Annotated in this window: 23 protein-coding genes and 1 pseudogene; 4 read left to right on the top strand and 20 right to left on the bottom strand. The window is 66.5% G+C overall.

Features of this window, described 5'->3' with window-relative positions:
• Positions 1-4: 4 nt before the first annotated feature.
• The 3 genes from nifS to SAZ01S_RS00675 are packed head-to-tail and all read right to left on the bottom strand — an operon-like array spanning position 5 to position 2,459.
• Positions 5-1,204: a cysteine desulfurase NifS gene (gene nifS / locus SAZ01S_RS00685; RefSeq protein ID WP_084579035.1), complete on the bottom strand. Its 1,200-nt coding sequence runs from the start codon at positions 1,202-1,204 to the stop codon at positions 5-7.
• An 11-nt stretch (positions 1,205-1,215) separates the two neighbouring features.
• A complete protein-coding gene (nifU, locus tag SAZ01S_RS00680; RefSeq protein WP_084579033.1) occupies positions 1,216-2,127 on the bottom strand; it encodes a Fe-S cluster assembly protein NifU in 912 nt (303 codons plus the stop codon).
• Between the two features lie 11 nt (positions 2,128-2,138).
• On the bottom strand, positions 2,139-2,459 hold the full coding sequence (locus SAZ01S_RS00675; protein ID WP_084579031.1) for a HesB/IscA family protein: 321 nt from the start codon (positions 2,457-2,459) through the stop codon (positions 2,139-2,141).
• Positions 2,460-2,704: 245 nt separating this feature from the next.
• On the opposite strand from SAZ01S_RS00675, the gene SAZ01S_RS00670 reads away from it, so the two are divergent.
• Positions 2,705-3,310 (top strand): hypothetical protein, encoded by a 606-nt coding sequence (locus SAZ01S_RS00670; protein WP_084579029.1) that lies wholly within the window; start codon positions 2,705-2,707, stop codon positions 3,308-3,310.
• 15 nt (positions 3,311-3,325) lie between these two features.
• Here the strand turns inward: SAZ01S_RS00670 and SAZ01S_RS00665 are convergent, their stop codons facing one another.
• Positions 3,326-3,697 (bottom strand): Rieske (2Fe-2S) protein, encoded by a 372-nt coding sequence (locus tag SAZ01S_RS00665; protein WP_084579027.1) that lies wholly within the window; start codon positions 3,695-3,697, stop codon positions 3,326-3,328.
• A 98-nt stretch (positions 3,698-3,795) separates the two neighbouring features.
• Here SAZ01S_RS00665 and SAZ01S_RS00660 point away from each other — a divergent pair, with 98 nt between their 5' ends.
• Complete coding sequence (locus SAZ01S_RS00660; protein ID WP_084579025.1) at positions 3,796-4,110, top strand: hypothetical protein; 315 nt, start codon at positions 3,796-3,798, stop codon at positions 4,108-4,110.
• 5 nt (positions 4,111-4,115) lie between these two features.
• On the opposite strand, the gene SAZ01S_RS00655 is transcribed toward SAZ01S_RS00660, so the two are convergent.
• The 11 genes from SAZ01S_RS00655 to nifH all read right to left on the bottom strand — a co-directional run bounded on the left by SAZ01S_RS00655 (position 4,116) and on the right by nifH (position 13,480).
• On the bottom strand, positions 4,116-4,499 hold the full coding sequence (locus SAZ01S_RS00655) for a group III truncated hemoglobin (RefSeq protein WP_245824461.1): 384 nt from the start codon (positions 4,497-4,499) through the stop codon (positions 4,116-4,118).
• Positions 4,496-5,134 carry a nitrogen fixation protein NifQ gene (locus SAZ01S_RS00650; protein ID WP_084579021.1) on the bottom strand — a complete coding sequence of 213 codons (639 nt, stop codon included), beginning with the start codon at positions 5,132-5,134 and terminating at the stop codon, positions 4,496-4,498. The genes SAZ01S_RS00655 and SAZ01S_RS00650 overlap by 4 nt, the downstream gene beginning before the upstream one ends.
• A complete protein-coding gene (gene fdxB / locus SAZ01S_RS00645; RefSeq protein WP_245824459.1) occupies positions 5,121-5,411 on the bottom strand; it encodes a ferredoxin III, nif-specific in 291 nt (96 codons plus the stop codon). Before fdxB ends, SAZ01S_RS00650 begins: the two co-directional genes overlap by 14 nt.
• A complete protein-coding gene (locus tag SAZ01S_RS00640) occupies positions 5,408-5,608 on the bottom strand; it encodes a CCE_0567 family metalloprotein (RefSeq protein WP_084579020.1) in 201 nt (66 codons plus the stop codon). Before SAZ01S_RS00640 ends, fdxB begins: the two co-directional genes overlap by 4 nt.
• A gap of 10 nt (positions 5,609-5,618) precedes the next feature.
• Positions 5,619-6,080 carry a NifX-associated nitrogen fixation protein gene (locus tag SAZ01S_RS00635; protein WP_084579018.1) on the bottom strand — a complete coding sequence of 154 codons (462 nt, stop codon included), beginning with the start codon at positions 6,078-6,080 and terminating at the stop codon, positions 5,619-5,621.
• Positions 6,080-6,484 carry a nitrogen fixation protein NifX gene (gene nifX / locus SAZ01S_RS00630; RefSeq protein ID WP_084579016.1) on the bottom strand — a complete coding sequence of 135 codons (405 nt, stop codon included), beginning with the start codon at positions 6,482-6,484 and terminating at the stop codon, positions 6,080-6,082. Before nifX ends, SAZ01S_RS00635 begins: the two co-directional genes overlap by 1 nt.
• Positions 6,481-7,854: a nitrogenase iron-molybdenum cofactor biosynthesis protein NifN gene (gene nifN / locus SAZ01S_RS00625; protein ID WP_084579014.1), complete on the bottom strand. Its 1,374-nt coding sequence runs from the start codon at positions 7,852-7,854 to the stop codon at positions 6,481-6,483. The genes nifX and nifN overlap by 4 nt, the downstream gene beginning before the upstream one ends.
• Positions 7,854-9,329, bottom strand: coding sequence for a nitrogenase iron-molybdenum cofactor biosynthesis protein NifE (nifE, locus tag SAZ01S_RS00620; protein ID WP_084579012.1), 1,476 nt, complete (start codon positions 9,327-9,329; stop codon positions 7,854-7,856). The genes nifN and nifE overlap by 1 nt, the downstream gene beginning before the upstream one ends.
• Before the next feature lie 43 nt (positions 9,330-9,372).
• The gene (gene nifK, locus SAZ01S_RS00615; RefSeq protein WP_084579010.1) at positions 9,373-10,932 is read right to left on the bottom strand and encodes a nitrogenase molybdenum-iron protein subunit beta; all 1,560 of its coding nucleotides are present in this window, start codon (positions 10,930-10,932) and stop codon (positions 9,373-9,375) included.
• 89 nt (positions 10,933-11,021) lie between these two features.
• Positions 11,022-12,524 (bottom strand): nitrogenase molybdenum-iron protein alpha chain, encoded by a 1,503-nt coding sequence (nifD, locus tag SAZ01S_RS00610; protein WP_084579008.1) that lies wholly within the window; start codon positions 12,522-12,524, stop codon positions 11,022-11,024.
• 74 nt (positions 12,525-12,598) lie between these two features.
• On the bottom strand, positions 12,599-13,480 hold the full coding sequence (gene nifH, locus SAZ01S_RS00605) for a nitrogenase iron protein (protein WP_084579006.1): 882 nt from the start codon (positions 13,478-13,480) through the stop codon (positions 12,599-12,601).
• A 349-nt stretch (positions 13,481-13,829) separates the two neighbouring features.
• Between nifH and SAZ01S_RS00600 the strand changes: the two genes are divergently transcribed.
• Together SAZ01S_RS00600 and SAZ01S_RS00595 are read left to right on the top strand one after the other, a co-directional pair.
• Positions 13,830-14,261 carry a response regulator gene (locus SAZ01S_RS00600; protein WP_084579286.1) on the top strand — a complete coding sequence of 144 codons (432 nt, stop codon included), beginning with the start codon at positions 13,830-13,832 and terminating at the stop codon, positions 14,259-14,261.
• Positions 14,262-14,267: 6 nt separating this feature from the next.
• Positions 14,268-14,690, top strand: a complete 423-nt coding sequence (locus SAZ01S_RS00595) for an ArsC/Spx/MgsR family protein (RefSeq protein ID WP_084579004.1) — start codon at positions 14,268-14,270, stop codon at positions 14,688-14,690.
• Here SAZ01S_RS00595 and SAZ01S_RS00590 read toward each other — a convergent pair.
• From SAZ01S_RS00590 to SAZ01S_RS00570, 5 genes and pseudogenes are all read right to left on the bottom strand, one after another.
• Complete coding sequence (locus SAZ01S_RS00590) at positions 14,668-15,099, bottom strand: TOBE domain-containing protein (RefSeq protein WP_084579002.1); 432 nt, start codon at positions 15,097-15,099, stop codon at positions 14,668-14,670. The two genes, SAZ01S_RS00595 and SAZ01S_RS00590, sit on opposite strands and share 23 nt — an antisense overlap.
• Before the next feature lie 29 nt (positions 15,100-15,128).
• Positions 15,129-15,470 (bottom strand): (2Fe-2S) ferredoxin domain-containing protein, encoded by a 342-nt coding sequence (locus SAZ01S_RS00585; protein ID WP_084579000.1) that lies wholly within the window; start codon positions 15,468-15,470, stop codon positions 15,129-15,131.
• Between the two features lie 3 nt (positions 15,471-15,473).
• Positions 15,474-15,791, bottom strand: a complete 318-nt coding sequence (grxD, locus tag SAZ01S_RS00580; RefSeq protein ID WP_084578998.1) for a Grx4 family monothiol glutaredoxin — start codon at positions 15,789-15,791, stop codon at positions 15,474-15,476.
• 18 nt (positions 15,792-15,809) lie between these two features.
• Positions 15,810-16,043 (bottom strand): BolA family protein, encoded by a 234-nt coding sequence (locus SAZ01S_RS00575; protein ID WP_084578996.1) that lies wholly within the window; start codon positions 16,041-16,043, stop codon positions 15,810-15,812.
• Positions 16,044-16,201: 158 nt separating this feature from the next.
• Positions 16,202-16,852: pseudogene (locus SAZ01S_RS00570) on the bottom strand (molybdenum ABC transporter ATP-binding protein); the annotation flags it as partial.
• Positions 16,853-16,917 lie beyond the last annotated feature (65 nt).

Genomic DNA, 16,917 nt, shown 5'->3' with positions numbered 1-16,917 from the left:
CACCTCAGGCATAGGTGGGGTTGAAGGCGGCGCTGGTGTCGCGCTCGCGCCAGAACGGAGACATGTCGCGCAGCCGCGCGATGATCGGCGGCATCGCCTCCAGCACGCGGTCGACGTCGACCTCGCTGTTCTCGCGACTGAACGAGAAGCGGATCGCGCCGTGCGCCGCGGTGTAGGGCACGTTCATCGCGCGCAACACATGGCTCGGCTCAAGCGAGCCCGAGGTGCAGGCCGATCCCGAGGAGGCGGCGATGCCTTCCTTGTTCATCAGCAGCAGGATCGCCTCGCCCTCGATATATTCGAAGGCGACGTTGCTGGTGTTGGGCAGGCGATGATCGGCATCGCCGGTCACGAAGCTGTTGCCGATCCGCTGGAGCAGCCCCTTTTCGAGCCGGTCGCGCAGGCCCGCCACGCGGGTCTGCTCGTCGGCCATATGGGCGAGCGCGAGTTCGGCCGCCTTGCCCAAGCCGACGATCGCCGGCGCGTTCTCGGTCCCCGCGCGACGCCCGCGCTCCTGGTGGCCGCCGCGGACCAGCGGGCGGAAGCGCACCCCCTTGCGCACGTAGAGCGCGCCGATCCCCTTCGGCCCGTGCAGCTTGTGGCCGGAGAGCGAGAGCATGTCGATTTCGCTCTCGGCCAGATTGAGCGGGATCTTGCCCACCGCCTGCACCGCATCGGTGTGGAACAGCGCGCCGGCCTCGTGCGCCAGCCGCGCGAGCTGCTCGACCGGGAAGATCGTGCCGGTCTCGTTGTTGGCCCACATGATCGAGACGATCGCGGTCTTCGGCCCCAGCGCGGCGCGATAGGCGTCCAGGTCCAGCCGGCCGCGCGCATCGACGCCGATCACATGGACCTTCACCCCCCGCGTCTTCTCCAGATGCGCGACGAGGCTGAGGATCGCCGGATGCTCGACCGCGGAGGTGATGATCTCGTCGCGGCCGATCTGCGTTTCGAGCGCCGAGAGGATCGCGGCATTGTCCGCCTCGGTGCCGCCCGAGGTGTAGACGATCTCGTGATCATATTCGGCGCCGAGCAGCGCCTGCAACTGCTGCCGCGCCCGCTTCAGCGCACCGCCGACCTCCGCACCAAAGGCGTGCATCGACGAGGCATTGCCGAACTGTTCGGTGAAATAGGGCAGCATTGCCGCGACCACGTCCGGATCGGTGCGGGTCGTCGCATTGTTGTCGAGATAGACCGGGGTCATCGCATCCTCCCTCAATGCCGGTTGCCGACGGGAATGACGAGCAGCGGCATGCCGAGCGCCTCGACCAGCCGCGCCTGCACGCCGTCGATCGTCGCGCCGGAAAGATGGCAGCCGACACAGGCGCCGGTGAGCCACACCATCACCCGATTGCCGTCGACGTCGACGAGCTGGCAGTCGCCACCGTCGCGCTGCAGGCTGGGGCGCAGTTCCTCGATCGTCTTCTCGATCAGCCGGATCTTCTGCAGCGTGGAGAGCTGCCCGCCCGCCTGCGGCTGCACCGGCTTCTTGCGCACCGGGCGTATCGGTGCGGTGCGGTCAAAGGCCTCTTCCGCCGGGAGCACGCCCTCGGCGACCATCGCGCCATTGACGCGCTCCAGCACGTCCTCGATCGCCTCGGCGCAGGTCGAGCAGCCACCGCCGGCCTTGGTATAGTTGGTGATCGCCTCGACCGTGGTCAGGCCGTTGGACCGCACGGTGCGCTCGATCATCGCCTCATCGATGCCGAAGCATTTGCAGACCAGCGCGCCTTCCTCATGGTCGTCGACCCAGGCTTCGCCGCGATAATTGGCGACGGCGGCGTGCAGCGCCTCATAGCCCATCACCGAGCAGTGCATCTTCTCCGGCGGCAGGCCGCCGAGGAAATCGGCGATGTCCTGGTTGGAGAGCTGCAGCGCCTCGTCCACCGTCTTGCCGATGATCAGCTCGGTCAGCGCCGAGGACGAGGCGATCGCCGATCCGCAGCCAAAGGTCTGGAACTTGGCATCGGTGATGATCTGGGTCGGTTCATCGACCTTGATCATCAGCCGCAGCGCATCCCCGCAGGAAATCGCGCCGACATCCCCCACCCCGCTCGCCTCTTCGAGGACGCCCGAGTTCTTCGGGTTGTAGAAATACTCTTTGACCTTGTCGGTATATTCCCACATCGCCGCGTTCCTCAGCCAAAGGATTTGCCGCACGAACAGCTGTTCGCCGCGTTCGGATTGTCGAAGGTGAAGCCGGAGCTCTCCAGCGCGACCACGAAGTCCACCGTGGTACCGGCCAGCAGCGGCTGGCTGGCGGGATCGACGAACACCGCGATGTCGTCGAACCGCACCACCGCGTCGCTCGCCTCGGCATCGCGGACCAGGCCCATGACATATTTGAAGCCGGCACAACCGCCCGCCTCGACCTGGATCCGCAACCCCCCGGGGGTGTCGCTGGCCCGTCCGATGGCGGTGCGTACCGCCTCCACCGCGCTTTCCGTGAGCGTCAGCATCTGCGCCTCCCGAAGCCTCGCACATCGAAGCTTCCTGACCCAGAGAACAGCAAGCATCGTGCCATTCGCTGTGAGGCCGCAAATCGCTGGCATCACCATCGGCGGCGAACCGCTTTTGTAGGATTCGTCACAATCACGACAATGCGGGGCTGTTTCGTTGCCCACAAAAGGCGGCTGGCCGGAGCACGCGCGCGGATTGGACCACTTCCTGCATGGCGCCGCGCGCTTGCGAAGAAGGAACGCCAATGACGACCATCGACATCATCACGCTCGACCGCACGCCGTTCGGCGCGCTCGACACCCAGGGCCGCCTGCTCAACGCGGTTCTGAAGGAGCCGCTGCCCGATTCCCGCCGCTTCGGCTATCGCGGCGACATCGCGCTCAAGTTCCAGGAGCAGTTCGCCGACGAGAAGCGGCCGCCCGAATACAGCATCGAGCAGGTGCTCGCCGCAGCGGACGTGGAAGCCGGGACGATCCCGGTGCTCGCCGCCTATCTGCACAATTTCGCCTGGCTGCGGGACGCCGAGACGGTGCTGGCGCCCTGGCTCGACGCGGCGGGGACCTATGTGTTCTTCGCCAACAACATCGATCTGCTGAAGAAATACCGCGTGCCGTTCGGGCCCGCCATCGCCCATGTCCTGCCGCTCGATGAATCGACGGTATGGAAGGAGACGCTGGAGCTGGTCGGGCTCGACAAGAACGACCTCAAGAAGCTCGACGGCGCGGGCAAACTCGCCAAGGTGCTCGACGAACTCAAGGGTATCCGCGGCAAGTTCGAGGATATCAGCTATGACGAGGGCGTCGCGCGGATGGAGCCGGTGCGCAACCGCAACGCCAACCGGCCGGTCTGAACGGAAGGCGGGGCCTTACCCCGCCTCCACCAGCTCCACGTCGGCGACACACACCTCGTCCTCGTCGATCACCAATGCGACGGGAGTGAGCGCGGCGCCGACGCACGGCCCGTCGATGCATGCCCCGCTCGCCAAGTCGAACAACGCGCCGTGCTTGCCGCACTGGAGCCGGGTGCCGCTGCTGTCGAGGAACTGCCCGCGCTCCCAATCAAGGTTGGTGCCGGCATGCGGGCAGCGATTCTCATAGCCGAGCAGATGCTTGCCCCAGCGGATCACCACGATCGGCCAGGGCCGGGGCTGGCCCTCGGCATCGCGGCGGAGCAGCACGAAGCTGCGCGGTTGGCGGCTCGGCAGCGCGGACAGGGGGCAGATGGCGTACAGGGTCATGGGGTCCTCCACGCGCCGCCATGCAAGAAGCGGGACAATCGCGCGCGATGTGGCACGCGGCTTGAATGTCAGCCCCTTGCATCACGGGGAGATCGCCAATGCCGACGCTGATCAAGACGACGCAGGACGGCCGCAAGCTCGAAGTCGCGGGCCTTGCGGTGACGCTGGACGGCAAGCTCGAATGTTTCGAGCTGATCGAGGTCGCCGCGCATCCGCGGCGGCGCGCAATCCTGGACGTCGCGCCCGAGGCGACCCATCTCGCCGGCCGGGTGACGTTGACCGCGGCGGAAGCGGCACGGGTGCGCGCGGCGTTCGCCGAGGCCGAGGCGGCAGTGCTGAAGGAACCGCGCGCGATCGCCGAGCGCTTCCGCCTGGCGGTGCAGCGTAAGGCCTGTGCCGAGGGGATCGAATGATTGCCTTAGGCGGCGGGCGGCTTGGGCAGCGGTAGCAGCCCGGCCTTGAAGCTCGCGGTCATCTGCCGCGCCCGGCCCAGCGCGCGCCCGGCAGCGGCGGGCGGCAGCGTTTCGCCGACGGCTTGCTCGAACGCTGCCATCCAGCGATCGAAATGCGCTGGTTCCACTTTCAGATGGGTGTGGTGGACATAAGGATGATCGTTGTAGCGATGCGTCCCCAGCACGACATGGGACCAGAAATCGTCGACGACCTGCATATGCGCCTCGAGATCCGCGATCGTCGCCCGGAACATCGGCCCTAGCAGATCATCAACGAGCGCCAGCGCGTAGAAACGCCGGACCAGCTGCCGGATCCTATCCTCGCCCACCGCTTCCGCCACGTCGCTCACAGCCGCATCTCCATCGGTGCCGCCCGCCGGGCGCGGGCGAGCAGGCTCTCGCCATCCTCCCCGCCGAAACAGGCATCGAAATCGTCGCATTCGCTGCACACCGGCGCGGTGCACAGCCGGAATTCGGCGGCGCTGCAGAGCATGCGGTAGAAGAACTTCTTCCACTTCATGTCGCTGCTGTTCTTCCTGGCGAGCCGCGGGAAATAGCGCTGCATCAGCGCGCCCAGCTCGCGCCGGCTGCCGAGCCCGAGATCCTGCCAAAGATGGTTCGGCCGCATGCTGCGCCGGGCGACCATGCGCACCAGGAAATGTTCGAGCGGCGAGCCCTCGCCGGCGTGCATCCAGAGCAGGTCGCGCAGCGCCGCCTCATCGGCGCTCGGCGCGGCCGCCCCTTCGGCGAAGGCGCGCAGCAACGGGAGCGCGTCGGGGAAGAGCAGCGTGAACAGCGCCCGCATCTCGACTGGGTCCAGCCCCGCCGCTTCGTGCAGCGTCCCCGCCTCGGCGCATTCCTGCGCGGCGATACCGAGGATCGAACCGACGACATGGAGCGCGAACGCATCGCTGCCCGCCGCCATGCCATGCCAGGTCAGCCGCGCATGGAGCCGTTCGCCGACGGGAAGCTCAGGCGGCAGCATGCGTCTGGCAGCTGGTGGGGCAGACGCGCGCGCAGGCGCCGCAGCCGATACAGGCATCGGGATCGTGCACCGCCATCACCCGCTTCTCGATCTCGTCGTCGTCATCGTCGAGCGGCACGATGTCGCCATCCTCGGTCAGGCCCTGCAGCGTCATCACGTCGCGGCCGCAGACCTTGAAGCAGCGACCGCAGCCGATGCACAGTTCGGGATCGATCGCGACCAGATAGTCGGGCGTCCAGCTGCGTCCGCCGCGGGTGAGCGTCGCCGCCATCGTCATGCCCGTTCGAGCAGCTTGAGCTCGGCGCGCTTCGCTTCCAGCGCGGCGAAGGCGTCGCGGGTGCGGAGCGCGACGTCCATCACGCCCTCCCAGCCCTGCGGCAGCTCCTCGGACAGGTCGTGCAGGTCCATCTTGGCCTGCATCGCCCGCGCGGAGAGCTTCTTGATCTCCGCCTTGATCGCTTCCAGATCGTCCATCGCCTTGGCCTCAATAATTCGCGACGTCGGGGAATTTCTCGATCATCGCGACGCCCGACCGGACGAGCTTCTCCCCCTCCTCGTTCAGCTTCTCGACCGAATCGAAGCCGAAGCGGTGGACGTCGCGCAGCTGCTTGTTGACCACCACCAGCCGTCCGCCGAGCAGCACGATGCGGCCGAAGCCTTCATGGCTCATCTTCATCATCGGCTGGACCATCACGCGGGCGCGCCGCTCGATCTCCAGGCAGGCGGTGTTGTAGAACAGCTCCAACCGCCACAGCGTGTCCGGATCCGGATCGCCGATGATCGGCAGCGCGCGCCGCGCTTCCTTGTCGATGATGAACGGCTCGAGCAGTTGCAGATCGCCCTTGCGGTCCCACGCGCCGTGCGTGTCCTGCGCGCGGATCTGCTGCACCAGCCCCTTGGCGAAGCCGGTGATCGCATCGGCTTCCAGAGTTGCGGCTTCGGTCATCAGGCGTCCTCCTCGTCGAATTCGAAGCTGCGTTCATGGCCCTTGCCCATCACCTTGCGCAGCCAGGGCGGCGGGTTGCCCTTCAGCACGTCCTGCAGCTTGCCGAGCAGTTCCTCGATCGGCTCGGGCTGCGGCACCTTCATCGGATGGATGTTCTGCGCCACCACCCGCGCGGCCCCCGATCCGCCGATCGCCGCGACATAGAGGATCGCGCAATCCTTGATCGCCGCCAGCTTCGGCGCCAGCTTGTCCTCGTCGCCATCTTCCTTGAGGTCGCCCTCGAACGCCTCCACCCGGTCGAGCGCCCAGCCCTCGGGCTCCAGATCGTAGATCGCGATGTTCTTGGCCCAGCCGAAATGCGCGTCGACGCGCGCCAGGTCCTGTGTTGCGAAGGCGACTTTCATTGCAGCGAACCTCCCGGTTGATGATCGGCCTGCGCGGCGGGCCATTCCCGCCAGCTCTCCGGATCGGCGCTATGGCCATGCTCCATCAGCAGGTTGGCGATGGCGAAGATCAGGTCGCGGCTGCCGCGATAGCCGACGCTCACCAGATGCCCGGCACCCAGCCGGTCGAACATCGGCAGCCCCATGCGGAAGAACGGCAGGTGCAGCCGCGCCGCCGCCTGGCGGCCATGGCTGTGGGTGATCAGCAGGTCGCAATCCCCGGCGCCCGCCTCCAGATCCTCGAGATCGCCGATCAGCACCCGCTCCGCCGGCACATCGGCGAGGATCGGGCTGTCGGTCGTCGTGACCGCGGCGGCGATCTCCGCGCCCATCTCGTGGAGGAAGCTGCCGATCGCGAGCAGCAGGTCGGGCTCGGCACCGATCGCCACCCGCTTGCCGCCGATCTGGAAATGGCCGTCGAGCATCGCGTCGACCAACTGGCCCCGCTCGCGCCGGACCTTGCGCGGCGCCGGCCGCCCGGTGATGTCCATCAGGAAGCGGACCAGCGCGTCGTTCGCCGCCAGCCCGGTCAGCCGGTCGAAGAGCCGGAAAGGCACGCCGGTCCGCGCCTCGAGCGACAGCGCCGCGCCGTGCATCTGCCGGCCGATCGCGATCGTCCAGGCTGCGCTGCCCATGGCGCGGATCTCCTCCACCCCTGCCCCGCCCAGCGTCGTCGGGGTGAAATCATTGGGGATGTGCCCGTCGAGCGAGCCGGCCAGGTCCGGCACGAACAGCGGATCGAGCCCGAACGCCTCGAACAGGTCCCGCAGCGCATCGATGTCGCCCGGGGTGAGGTGGCAGCCGGCAAGCACATTGATCCGCGCCGGATCGCGCACGCTGCCGGGCGCCGGCGCATCGACCAGTTCCTCGACGATGCGGGTGACGCACTTGGCCCAACCGTCCTGGAAGGCATCCTTGAAGTCGGGCGTCGAGACATAGACCAGCGCGATGTCGTCCAGCTCGGGATGGCGTTCGCGGATCAGCTTGAGGAAGCCGTCGACATCGTCGCCCTTGGTCTCGGTCACGCCGGTCGAGCAGATGCCGATGATCTCGGGCTTGGCGCGGGTGGCGATGTTGACGATCGCCTGCTCGACATTCTCCAGCCCGCCGAGCACCGTCGCGACTTCGGACATGGCGGTGGTCTGCAGCGGGATCGCCTCGCGGAAATGGCGGACGAACAGCACGAGGCCGAACGACGTGCAGCCCTGGCTGCCGTGGAGCATCGGCATGCAGCCGCGCAGCCCCATGAAGGCGAGCGCGCCGCCGATCGGCTGGCTCATCTTGAGCGGGTTGACCGTGCAGGCCTTGCTGCTGCGGATACGCTCGGCCATCACGCCACCGCCTGCAGGCGCGGACCCTCGGCGCGCACCGCCGCCGCCTCGTCGGGATCGAGCGACAGCGCCCGCGCCCGCCAGTCGTCGCCCAGCGTCTCCCAGGGGGCGGGCTGGCGAACCTGCTCCCAGATCGGGTTGGACAGCGCCTTGTCGATCTCGCGGACCAGCGCGACCATCCCCTGATAGCCGGCATAGGCGTAATGCCGTTCCTGGTTGATATCGAGCCACGGCATCGCCGCCTTGAGCGCGACGAATTGTGAGCGGCCGCCCGAAAGCATGATGTCGGCCTCGGCGCTCTTGAGCTTGCGGTACATCTCGCGCGGCGTGAGATCGTCGATCATGTGCGCGTCGTCGCCCATCAGCGCCTTGATCTTCTCCTTGTCCTCCTTGGTCGATTTCTTGACCGAGGTGCCGGCGATCTCCATCCCCGCTTCCTGCAGCGCGGCGACGACCGACCAGCTCTTCACCCCGCCGGTGATCAGCAGCACCTTCTTGCCGGTCAGCCGCGGCTTGAAGGGCGCGATGCCCGCCCAGGCACGCGCTTCCTCGCGCGCGATCACCGCCTCGGTGCGGTCCATCAGCTCGGGATCGGCGCCGCGCTCGATCAGCAGCCGGGCGATCTCGCGCAGGCTGTCGGACATGTCGCCGATGCCGTAGAAGCTGCCTTCGAAGAAGGGGATGCCGTAGCGCTCCTCCATCTTGCGGGCGACGTTGATCATCGCCTTGGAGCAGACCATCATCGCCGCGCGGGCGCGGTGCGACCAGGCGACCTCGCGATACTTGGCGTCGCCCGAGATGCACGAGAGGATGCGGATGCCCAGCTCGTCGAGCAGCGGCTTCACCTGCCACAGCTCGCCCGCCAGATTATATTCGCCGATGATGTTGATGTCATAGGGCGTGGTGAAGGGCGGTTCCTCGGTGCCGATGACGTGGCGAAGCAGCGCCTCGCCCGCCAGCTTGTTGCCGAGGTTCTTCGGTCCGACGAAACCGGGCGACTGGATCGGCACCACCGGCTTTGAGAACTTGGCCGCCGCGGCCTTGCACACCGCCTCGATATCGTCGCCGATCATCGCCGGCACGCAGGTCTGGTAGACGAACACCGCGGGCGGGTCGTATTTCTCGATCACCTCGCGGATCGCCTTGAACAGGTGCTTCTCGCCGCCGAACACGATGTCGTTCTCGGTGATGTCGGTGGTGAAGCCGGTGCGGTAGAGCGTCGAGCCGGAGGAATAGGCGCCGCGATTGTCCCAGCTATTGCCCTCGCAGGCGATCGGCCCATGGACGAGATGCGCGACGTCGGTGATCGGCTGGAGCGCGATCTTCGCCCCGTCGAAGGCGCAGCCCCCTGCGGCGGCGCCCGGCTGGAGCTGCTTGGTGCAGCCCTTTTTGCGTTCCTTTTCGGACTTCGCCTGGTTCTTGCCGCAGCCGGGCTCGTTGAACACGTCCTGGATCGTTGCCGAAAGCGAAGTCATCCTGGCGCTCCTTGCTCGAGTCCGGCTGCGGGGGTTCCTGGGATCAGCGAATGATGTCGTACGAATAGTCGGTCTTCGACGGCACGTTGGTGGTGGCGTCGATATGCTCGAAGATCCGGTCGAGGATCGTCACCAGCACGTTGAGCCCGCCCTGATAGCCCCACACCGGATAGCGATGCTTGTGGTGGCGATCGAAGATCGGGAAGCCGATGCGGATCAGCGGCGTGCCGGTGTCGCGCTCGAGATATTTGCCGTAGGTGTTGCCGATCAGGAAATCGACCGGCTCGGTGAACAGCAGCGAGCGCATGTGCCACAGGTCCTTGCCCGGATAGGCGGTGCAGTTGGCGCCGAAGGGCGAGCTGTCGAACAGCGCCTGCATCTTCTCGGCCCAGGCCTTCGACCCGTTGGTAGCGAGCACATGCGTCGGCTCGGCGCCGAGTTCGAGCAGGAAGGCGGCGAGGCCATAGGCGAGATCGGGGTCGCCATAGACTGCGAACTTCTTGCCGTGGATGTGCGCCGAGGAGTCGGCGATCGCGTCGACCAGCCGGCCGCGTTCCTTGGCGAGTTCGTCCGGGATCTCGACATCGGCGAGCCGGGCGACTTCCATCACGAATTCGTCGGTGCCCGCCACCCCGATCGGATGGTTGAACGCGACCACCTCCTGGCCGTGGCCGGCGATCCAGGGCAGCGTCTTCTCGGTGCAATATTGCTGCATCGAGATCGTCGCCCTGGCATGGACGGCATTGGCCGCATCCTCCAGCGTGGTGCCGCCGTCATACATGCGGAAGGTGCCGTCGGTCGGCGTGTCCCACACGTCGCTGGCGTCGCCCAGGATCGTGTAGTCGACGCCCATCAGCCCGAAGATCCGCTTGATCTCGCGCAGGTTGCCGACGGTGTAGCCGTCGAACCCGCCGAGGAAGTTGATCTTGTTGTTCGGCACGCGGACGAGCTTTTCGGTGGTGCCGGCCTTGCCGTCCCAGAAATGTTCGAGCACGCCCTTCATCGCATTGTCGTAGCCGGTGATGTGGCTGCCGACGAAGGCGGGGGTATGCGCGAAGGGCACGTCGAACTCGGCGGGGAGCGACTCCTTCTCCTTCGCCGTCTTGATGAAGGCGTTGAGATCGTCGCCGATCACTTCGGCCATGCAGGTGGTCGAGACCGCGATCATCTTCGGCTTGTACATGCTGTAGGCATTGGCCAGGCCGTCGACCATGTTGTTGAGGCCGCCGAACACCGCCGCGTCCTCGGTCATCGACGAGGAGACGCAGCTGGTCGGCTCCTTGAAGTGACGCGAGAAGTGCGAGCGGTAATAGGCGACGCAGCCCTGCGAGCCATGGACGAAGGGCAGCGTGCGCTCGAACCCCACCGCCACGAACACCGCGCCCAGCGGCTGGCACGCCTTGGCCGGATTGATCACGAGCGCCGAACGCTCGAAATTCTTTTCCTTGTATTCCTCGGTCTTCGCCCATTCGCGGACGCGATCGACTTCGGCCGGATCGACCGGGTTCTCGAACAATTGCTTCTTCTCGGCGAGCATCCGCTGATATTCGGGCCCGCGGAACAGCTCGAAATGGTCGAGCACGTTGTCGGCATTCTGTGGCATTTCAGACCTCCATCGGGCCAGAGCAGGTTGGGAAGGAAACCGGCGCCCCGCCGTGCAACAGGGAGCGGCGGGGCGCCGGCGCCGCCGGCTCACTCGGCGGCAAGCAAGTACGCGTCGTCCTCGGGCTTCTTCCACGGCGGCGGCGCGAGCTTCCACACCGGCGCGTTGATGGCCATGTCCATGTCGCGCGCGAAGATCGCGAAGCCGTCATAGCCGTGATACGGCCCCGAATAGTCCCAGCTGTGCATCTGGCGGAACGGCACGCCCATCTTCTGGAAGACGTACTTTTCCTTGATGCCCGAGCCGACCAGATCGGGCTGGATCTTCTCGACGAACTTCTCGAACTCGTAGCCGGTCACGTCGTCGTAGATCAGCGTGCCGTCCTTCACATAGTGCTGGGCGGTGCGCTGGTAATCGTCGTTGTGGCCGAACTCGTAGCCGGTGCCGACGACCTCCATGCCGAGGTCCTCATAGGCGCCGATCACGTGGCGCGGGCGCAGGCCGCCGACATAGAGCATCACCTTCTTGCCCTCGAGCCGCGGCTTGTAGCGGGCGATGACGGCATCCATCAGCGGCTGGTACTTGGCGATCACCGCCTCGGCGCCTTCCTTGATCTTGTCGTCGAAGAAGCTGGCGATGCGACGCAGCGATTCCGCGATCTTGGACGGCCCGAAGAAGTTGTACTCCACCCAGGGGATGCCGTACTTTTCCTCCATGTGCCGCGAGATGTAGTTCATCGAGCGGTAGCAGTGCAGCACGTTGAGCTTGGCGCGCGGGGTCGCCTCCAGCTCGGCGATGGTGCCGTCGCCGGACCATTGCGCGACGACGCGCAGCCCCATTTCCTCGAGCAGGATCCGGCTCGACCAGGCATCGCCACCGATGTTATAGTCGCCGATGATCGCGACGTCGTACGGGGTCGGTTCGAACGGCGCGGGCTTGTCGCCCATCTTGTCGAACACCCAGTCGCGGATCGCGTCGTTGGCGATATGGTGGCCGAGCGACTGGCTGACGCCGCGAAAGCCTTCGCAACGCACCGGCACGATCGTCTTGCCGTCATATTCTTTGGACTTGGCCTTGGAGACCGCCTCGATATCGTCGCCAATCAGCCCGATCGGGCATTCCGACTGGACCGAGATGCCCTTGTTGAGCGGGAACAGAGTCTGGATCTCGTCGATCACCTGGGCGAGCTTCTTGTCGCCGCCGAAGACGATGTCCTTCTCCTGGAAATCGGACGTGAACTGCATCGTCACGAAGGTGTCGATGCCGGTCGTGCCGATATAATAGTTGCGGCGGGCCGCCCAGCTATACTGGCCGCAGCCGACCGGGCCGTGGCTGATATGGATCATGTCCTTGATCGGACCCCACACCACGCCCTTCGATCCGGCATAGGCGCAGCCGCGGATCGTCATCACGCCGGGCACCGACTTGATGTTCGACTTGACGCCGCAGTCGCTGTTGCCCTCCTCGTGCACGCTCAGATGCTTGGCGCGCTTCTTGGCGGTCTTGACCGGGTAGACTTCGAGCACCTCCTCGATCAGCGCCTGGTTGCGCGCCTTGACCTCGGCGATGTCGGTGACGTTCGAGACGCTCATTGTTTCACCCTCCTTGCGGGGAATTGGTGGCCGGTGCACCGGCCGCACCCTGGAGCACGGCCGGTGGCCCGGGCTCAGGCCGTGGCGAGGGCGGCGGCGGTCAGGCCGACCTGGCTCTCGTCGACGCTCTTCATGATGCCGTGCTCCATCAGCAGGTCTTCGAGCTCGTCCATGCTGATCGGCGTCGGGATGATGCCCTTGCCGGCATTGTTGTGGATCTTCTGCGCGAGCTGACGATATTCGTCGGCCTGCTTGCTGTCCGGCGCATATTCGATCACCGTCATGCGGCGCAGCTCGGCATGCTGGACGATATTGTCGCGCGGCACGAAATGGATGAGCTGGGTGCCGAGCTTCTTCGCCAGCGATTCCGCCAGCTCGAGCTCCTTGTCGGTCTGGCGCTCGTTGCAGACCAGCCCGCCCAGGCGCACGCCGCCGGAATTGGCGTATTTGAGGATGCCCTTCGAGATGTTGTTGGCGGCATACATCGCCATCATCTCGCCGGACATGACAATGTAGATTTCCTGCGCCTTGTTCTCGCGGATCGGCATGGCGAAGCCGCCGCACACGACGTCGCCGAGCACGTCGTACGAGACATAGTCGATGTCTTCATACGCGCCGTTTTCCTCGAGGAAGTTGATCGAGGTGATCACGCCGCGGCCGGCGCAGCCGACGCCCGGCTCCGGGCCACCGGATTCGACGCAGCGGATGTCCTTGTAGCCGATCTTCATCACGTCCTCGAGCTCGAGGTCTTCCACGCTGCCGGCTTCGGCGGCGAGGCTGAGGATCGTGTCCTGCGCCTTGGCGTGCAGCATCAGGCGGGTCGAATCCGCCTTGGGATCGCAGCCGACGATCAGGATCCGCTGGCCGAGATCAGCAAGCGCGGCGAGCGTGTTCTGGGACGTCGTCGACTTACCGATGCCCCCTTTGCCGTAGAAGGCGATTTGGCGAAGTGACATGTTGTGCTCCTTCAAACTTGCCTTTGTTCCGCGCAGTCGCCTGCGCTTCAGGGTCCGCTCCCGTGAGCTGGGCTCGGCTGGCGGATCGAAGCGGCACTGGCCGCCCCGATCCCGCACCGGATGCTCTGCAACCGCCATGCCATTTGGCTAAGGTTCTGGAATCGCTGCGTGTCAGGGCGAGCACGTCGCCGAACGTCTGCGACCGGACCTGTTCCGAATACGACAAAGCCCCGGCATCTGTCGCAAAGCCCACAAGCCATGCGCGCCACGCCGCCCCTCGTGGAGGGTGCGCGACACTGGAACGGAAATTGCTTCGCCTGCGCCCGACGCTTCATTGGAGGAAAAGGCCATGCAGATCGGAGTCGAGACCGCAAAAGCCGTTGACCAGCGCCGGGTGTTCGTCGTCGACGAAGACGAAGTCACCCGCGCCGCGCTGCAATTCATGCTGCACGACGAGATCGAGACACACGAGATGGGAACCCTGAACGAGGCCTATGCGCGCGGCACCGACTGGCTGGTGCCCGACGTGCTGCTGCTCGGCGTCGGCATGCTGAAGGGGCAGCCATCCGCGGCGATCGGCGAGATCGTCGCCCGCTACCCGGCGATCCGCATCCTGATCGTCACCGGCAAGGAAGACGAGGCAGCGGCGATCGCCGGGCTCAAGGCGGGCGCGCACGGTGCGTTGGTCAAGCCGCTGCGGATCGAGACGGTGCGCCAGAAAGTGGACACGGTACTGGGTCGCGCCGGCGCCGCGCCGCTGGTGCAACTCGGCGGGCTGTAAGGCGCCGTGGCGCGCATCATCTTCTACCAGAAGCCCGGCTGCCGCACCAACACCCGGCAGCGCGCCATGCTGCTCGCGGCCGGGCACCTGGTCGAGGCGAGGGACCTTCTCGCCGAGCCCTGGACCGCCGAGCGCCTGCGCGCCTTCTTTGGTGCGCTGCCGGTGGCCGAATGGTTCAATCGCGCCGCGCCAAGGGTGAAGAACGGGGAAGTCCTACCCACCGCGCTGACGGCGGAAGCCGCCCTCGCCCTGATGGTGGCCGACCCGCTGCTGATCCGCCGCCCGCTGCTCGAGATCGACGGGCACTGCCGTGCAGGCTTCGATATCGCGCGGCTTGCCGGCACCGAGATTGCCGATGCGCGGGAAGACTGCGCGCATCCGCAATCCGGTGCCGACTGCGGCGCTGCTAGCCTTCCACCGCCAGGATGATGCTGGAGGCCTTCACGCAGCACACGATGGGCTTGCCCGGCGCGATCCCGAGATCGGCGGCGCTGTGCGTCGTCACCACCGCGACGATGGTCGTCCCGCCACCGATGTCGACGAGCACCTCGGCGCTGACCGGCCCCTCACGCACCTCGGTCACCGTGCCGCCGAGCTGGTTGCGCGCCGACAGCAACAGCCCCGGCGTCGACTCGGCCAGGATCACCGAGCTCGACTTGATCAGCGCCCTTACCTTGCCGCCCGGCTTCAGCCCGAGCCGCTCGACGCTGCGATTGGTGATGATCGCATCGAGCACGGTCTGCTCCCCCAGCAGCAGCCCCACTTCGGCATTGACGCCGCCATGGGCAATCGACGTCACCACCGTCGGCAGCATGTTGCGGGCACTGGTCTTCAGCATTGGCTTCTCCCCCTTCTCGTCGCCCGCGGTCAGCGGGACAGCACCACGACCTGTTCGGCTTCGAGCCGATCCCCCTTGAGATGCGCCTCGACGATCGCATCGACATCGGCGATGCTTTGGGGTCGGTACCAGACGCCTTCGGGATAGATCACCAGCAGCGGCCCCGCCGAGCAGAAGCCGAAGCAGCCGGCGAGCGTGAAGCCCACCGCCTGCTGCAGCCCCTCTGCCCCGATGCGCTTGCCCAGATGCTCCCAGAGCGGTTGCGCGCCGCTCGCCCCGCAGCTGCCGCGCGGGTGCGTCGTCGGCCGCTGCGTCGCGCAGGCGAAGACATGGCGTTTGTAGAGCGGCGTCAGTTCCTCGGGCAGTTCCATCGCTCAGGCCGCGTCCTGCGGGGCGAGCATCGTCTGCAGCTCGCCGCTGGCATACATCTCGCGGACGATGTCGCAGCCGCCGACGAAATCGCCGCGAACATAGAGCTGCGGGATCGTCGGCCAGTCGGAATATGCCTTGATCCCCTCACGGATCGCCATGTCGGCCAGCACATCCACCGCCTGATAGGGCACCTGCAGCTGCGCCAGCACCTGGACGGCGGCGGCCGAGAAGCCGCATTTCGGCAGCGCTGGCGTCCCCTTCATGAACAATACGATCGGATCGGCGGCGATGATCTCTGCGATGCGTTCCCTGGTCGACATGATGCGCGCTCCCGTGGTTCAGGCTGGAAGGAAAGTCTGGAGCGCGAGCGCGTGGAGGTCGCCTCCGACGGTGGGGCCGATCGCGGCATAGACGAGCTTGTGCTGCTGCACGCGGCTCTTTCCCGCGAAGGCGGCGGAAGTGACGCGGGCGCCCCAATGGTCGCCATCGCCGGCGAGGTCGACCATGATCACCTCGGCGTCGGGCAGCGCTGCCTTGATCCGTCGCTCGATCTCCTCGCCGTCCATCGCCATGCCGCGCGCCTCGCTCTCGCCCATTGTCGCGCCAAGCTCTGCAAGCAGGATGCCAATGCCGCCGTCGGGGTGTTCGCGACGAACGACGGCGCCCCGCGTGTACGGAATGCGACAAAGCGACCGCCACGAATGTCCGGTTCGCGACGCGACGGCAGGGAAATCGGGACCCGGTCGGTGGCGAGGCGCGCGACTTCCGCAGCATCGTGGCTCACATAGAGGATCGGCAGGCGCAGTTCGTCGCGGATCCGCTCGATCACCGGCAGGATCTCCGCGCGACGGTCTGCGTCGAGCGCCGCGAGCGGCTCGTCCATCAGCAGGAAGCGCGGCGCGCTGAGCAATGCCCGGCCAATGGCGACACGTTGCGCCTCCCCGCCTGATAGCGTGGCGGGCCAGCGCGCAAGCAGGTGGCCGATCCCGAGGAAATCGACGGTATCGTCGAGCGACAGCACGCGCTCGCCGGAGGTCCTGGCGCCGTACAGGAGGTTGTCGATCACCCGGCGATGGGGAAACAGCCGCGCCTCCTGGAAGATGTAGCCGGCGCGGCGGCGCTCGGGAGGCACGTTGACACGCAGGGCGCTGTCGAACAGCACCTGCCCCGCAACGGCAATGCGCCCTGCGTCCGGCCGCCGCAACCCGGCGACCATGTTGAGCACGCTCGTCTTGCCGGCGCCGGAGGGACCGAACAAGGCCGTCACGCCTGGTCCGGTGCTGCAGTGGCAGACGATTTCGGTCGCGCCGAGCCGCAGGCGGACGGCGATCTCGAATGCCGGCAAGAGGAGGGGCGAGGGCGCAAGCACGCTATCGGTCATGTCGGGAAGGAAGCATGGTCCATGCCAGTCGTTCGCAACGCGTCCGGCGGGCTCGACGCGCCATC

Origin of the sequence: Sphingomonas azotifigens NBRC 15497 (assembly GCF_002091475.1) — a bacterium.
In the GTDB taxonomy this organism is placed as follows: Bacteria; Pseudomonadota; Alphaproteobacteria; order Sphingomonadales; family Sphingomonadaceae; genus Sphingomonas; species Sphingomonas azotifigens.
The sequence above is the reverse complement of the archived record's forward strand: the minus strand, read 5'-3'. Positions and strand labels throughout refer to the sequence as shown.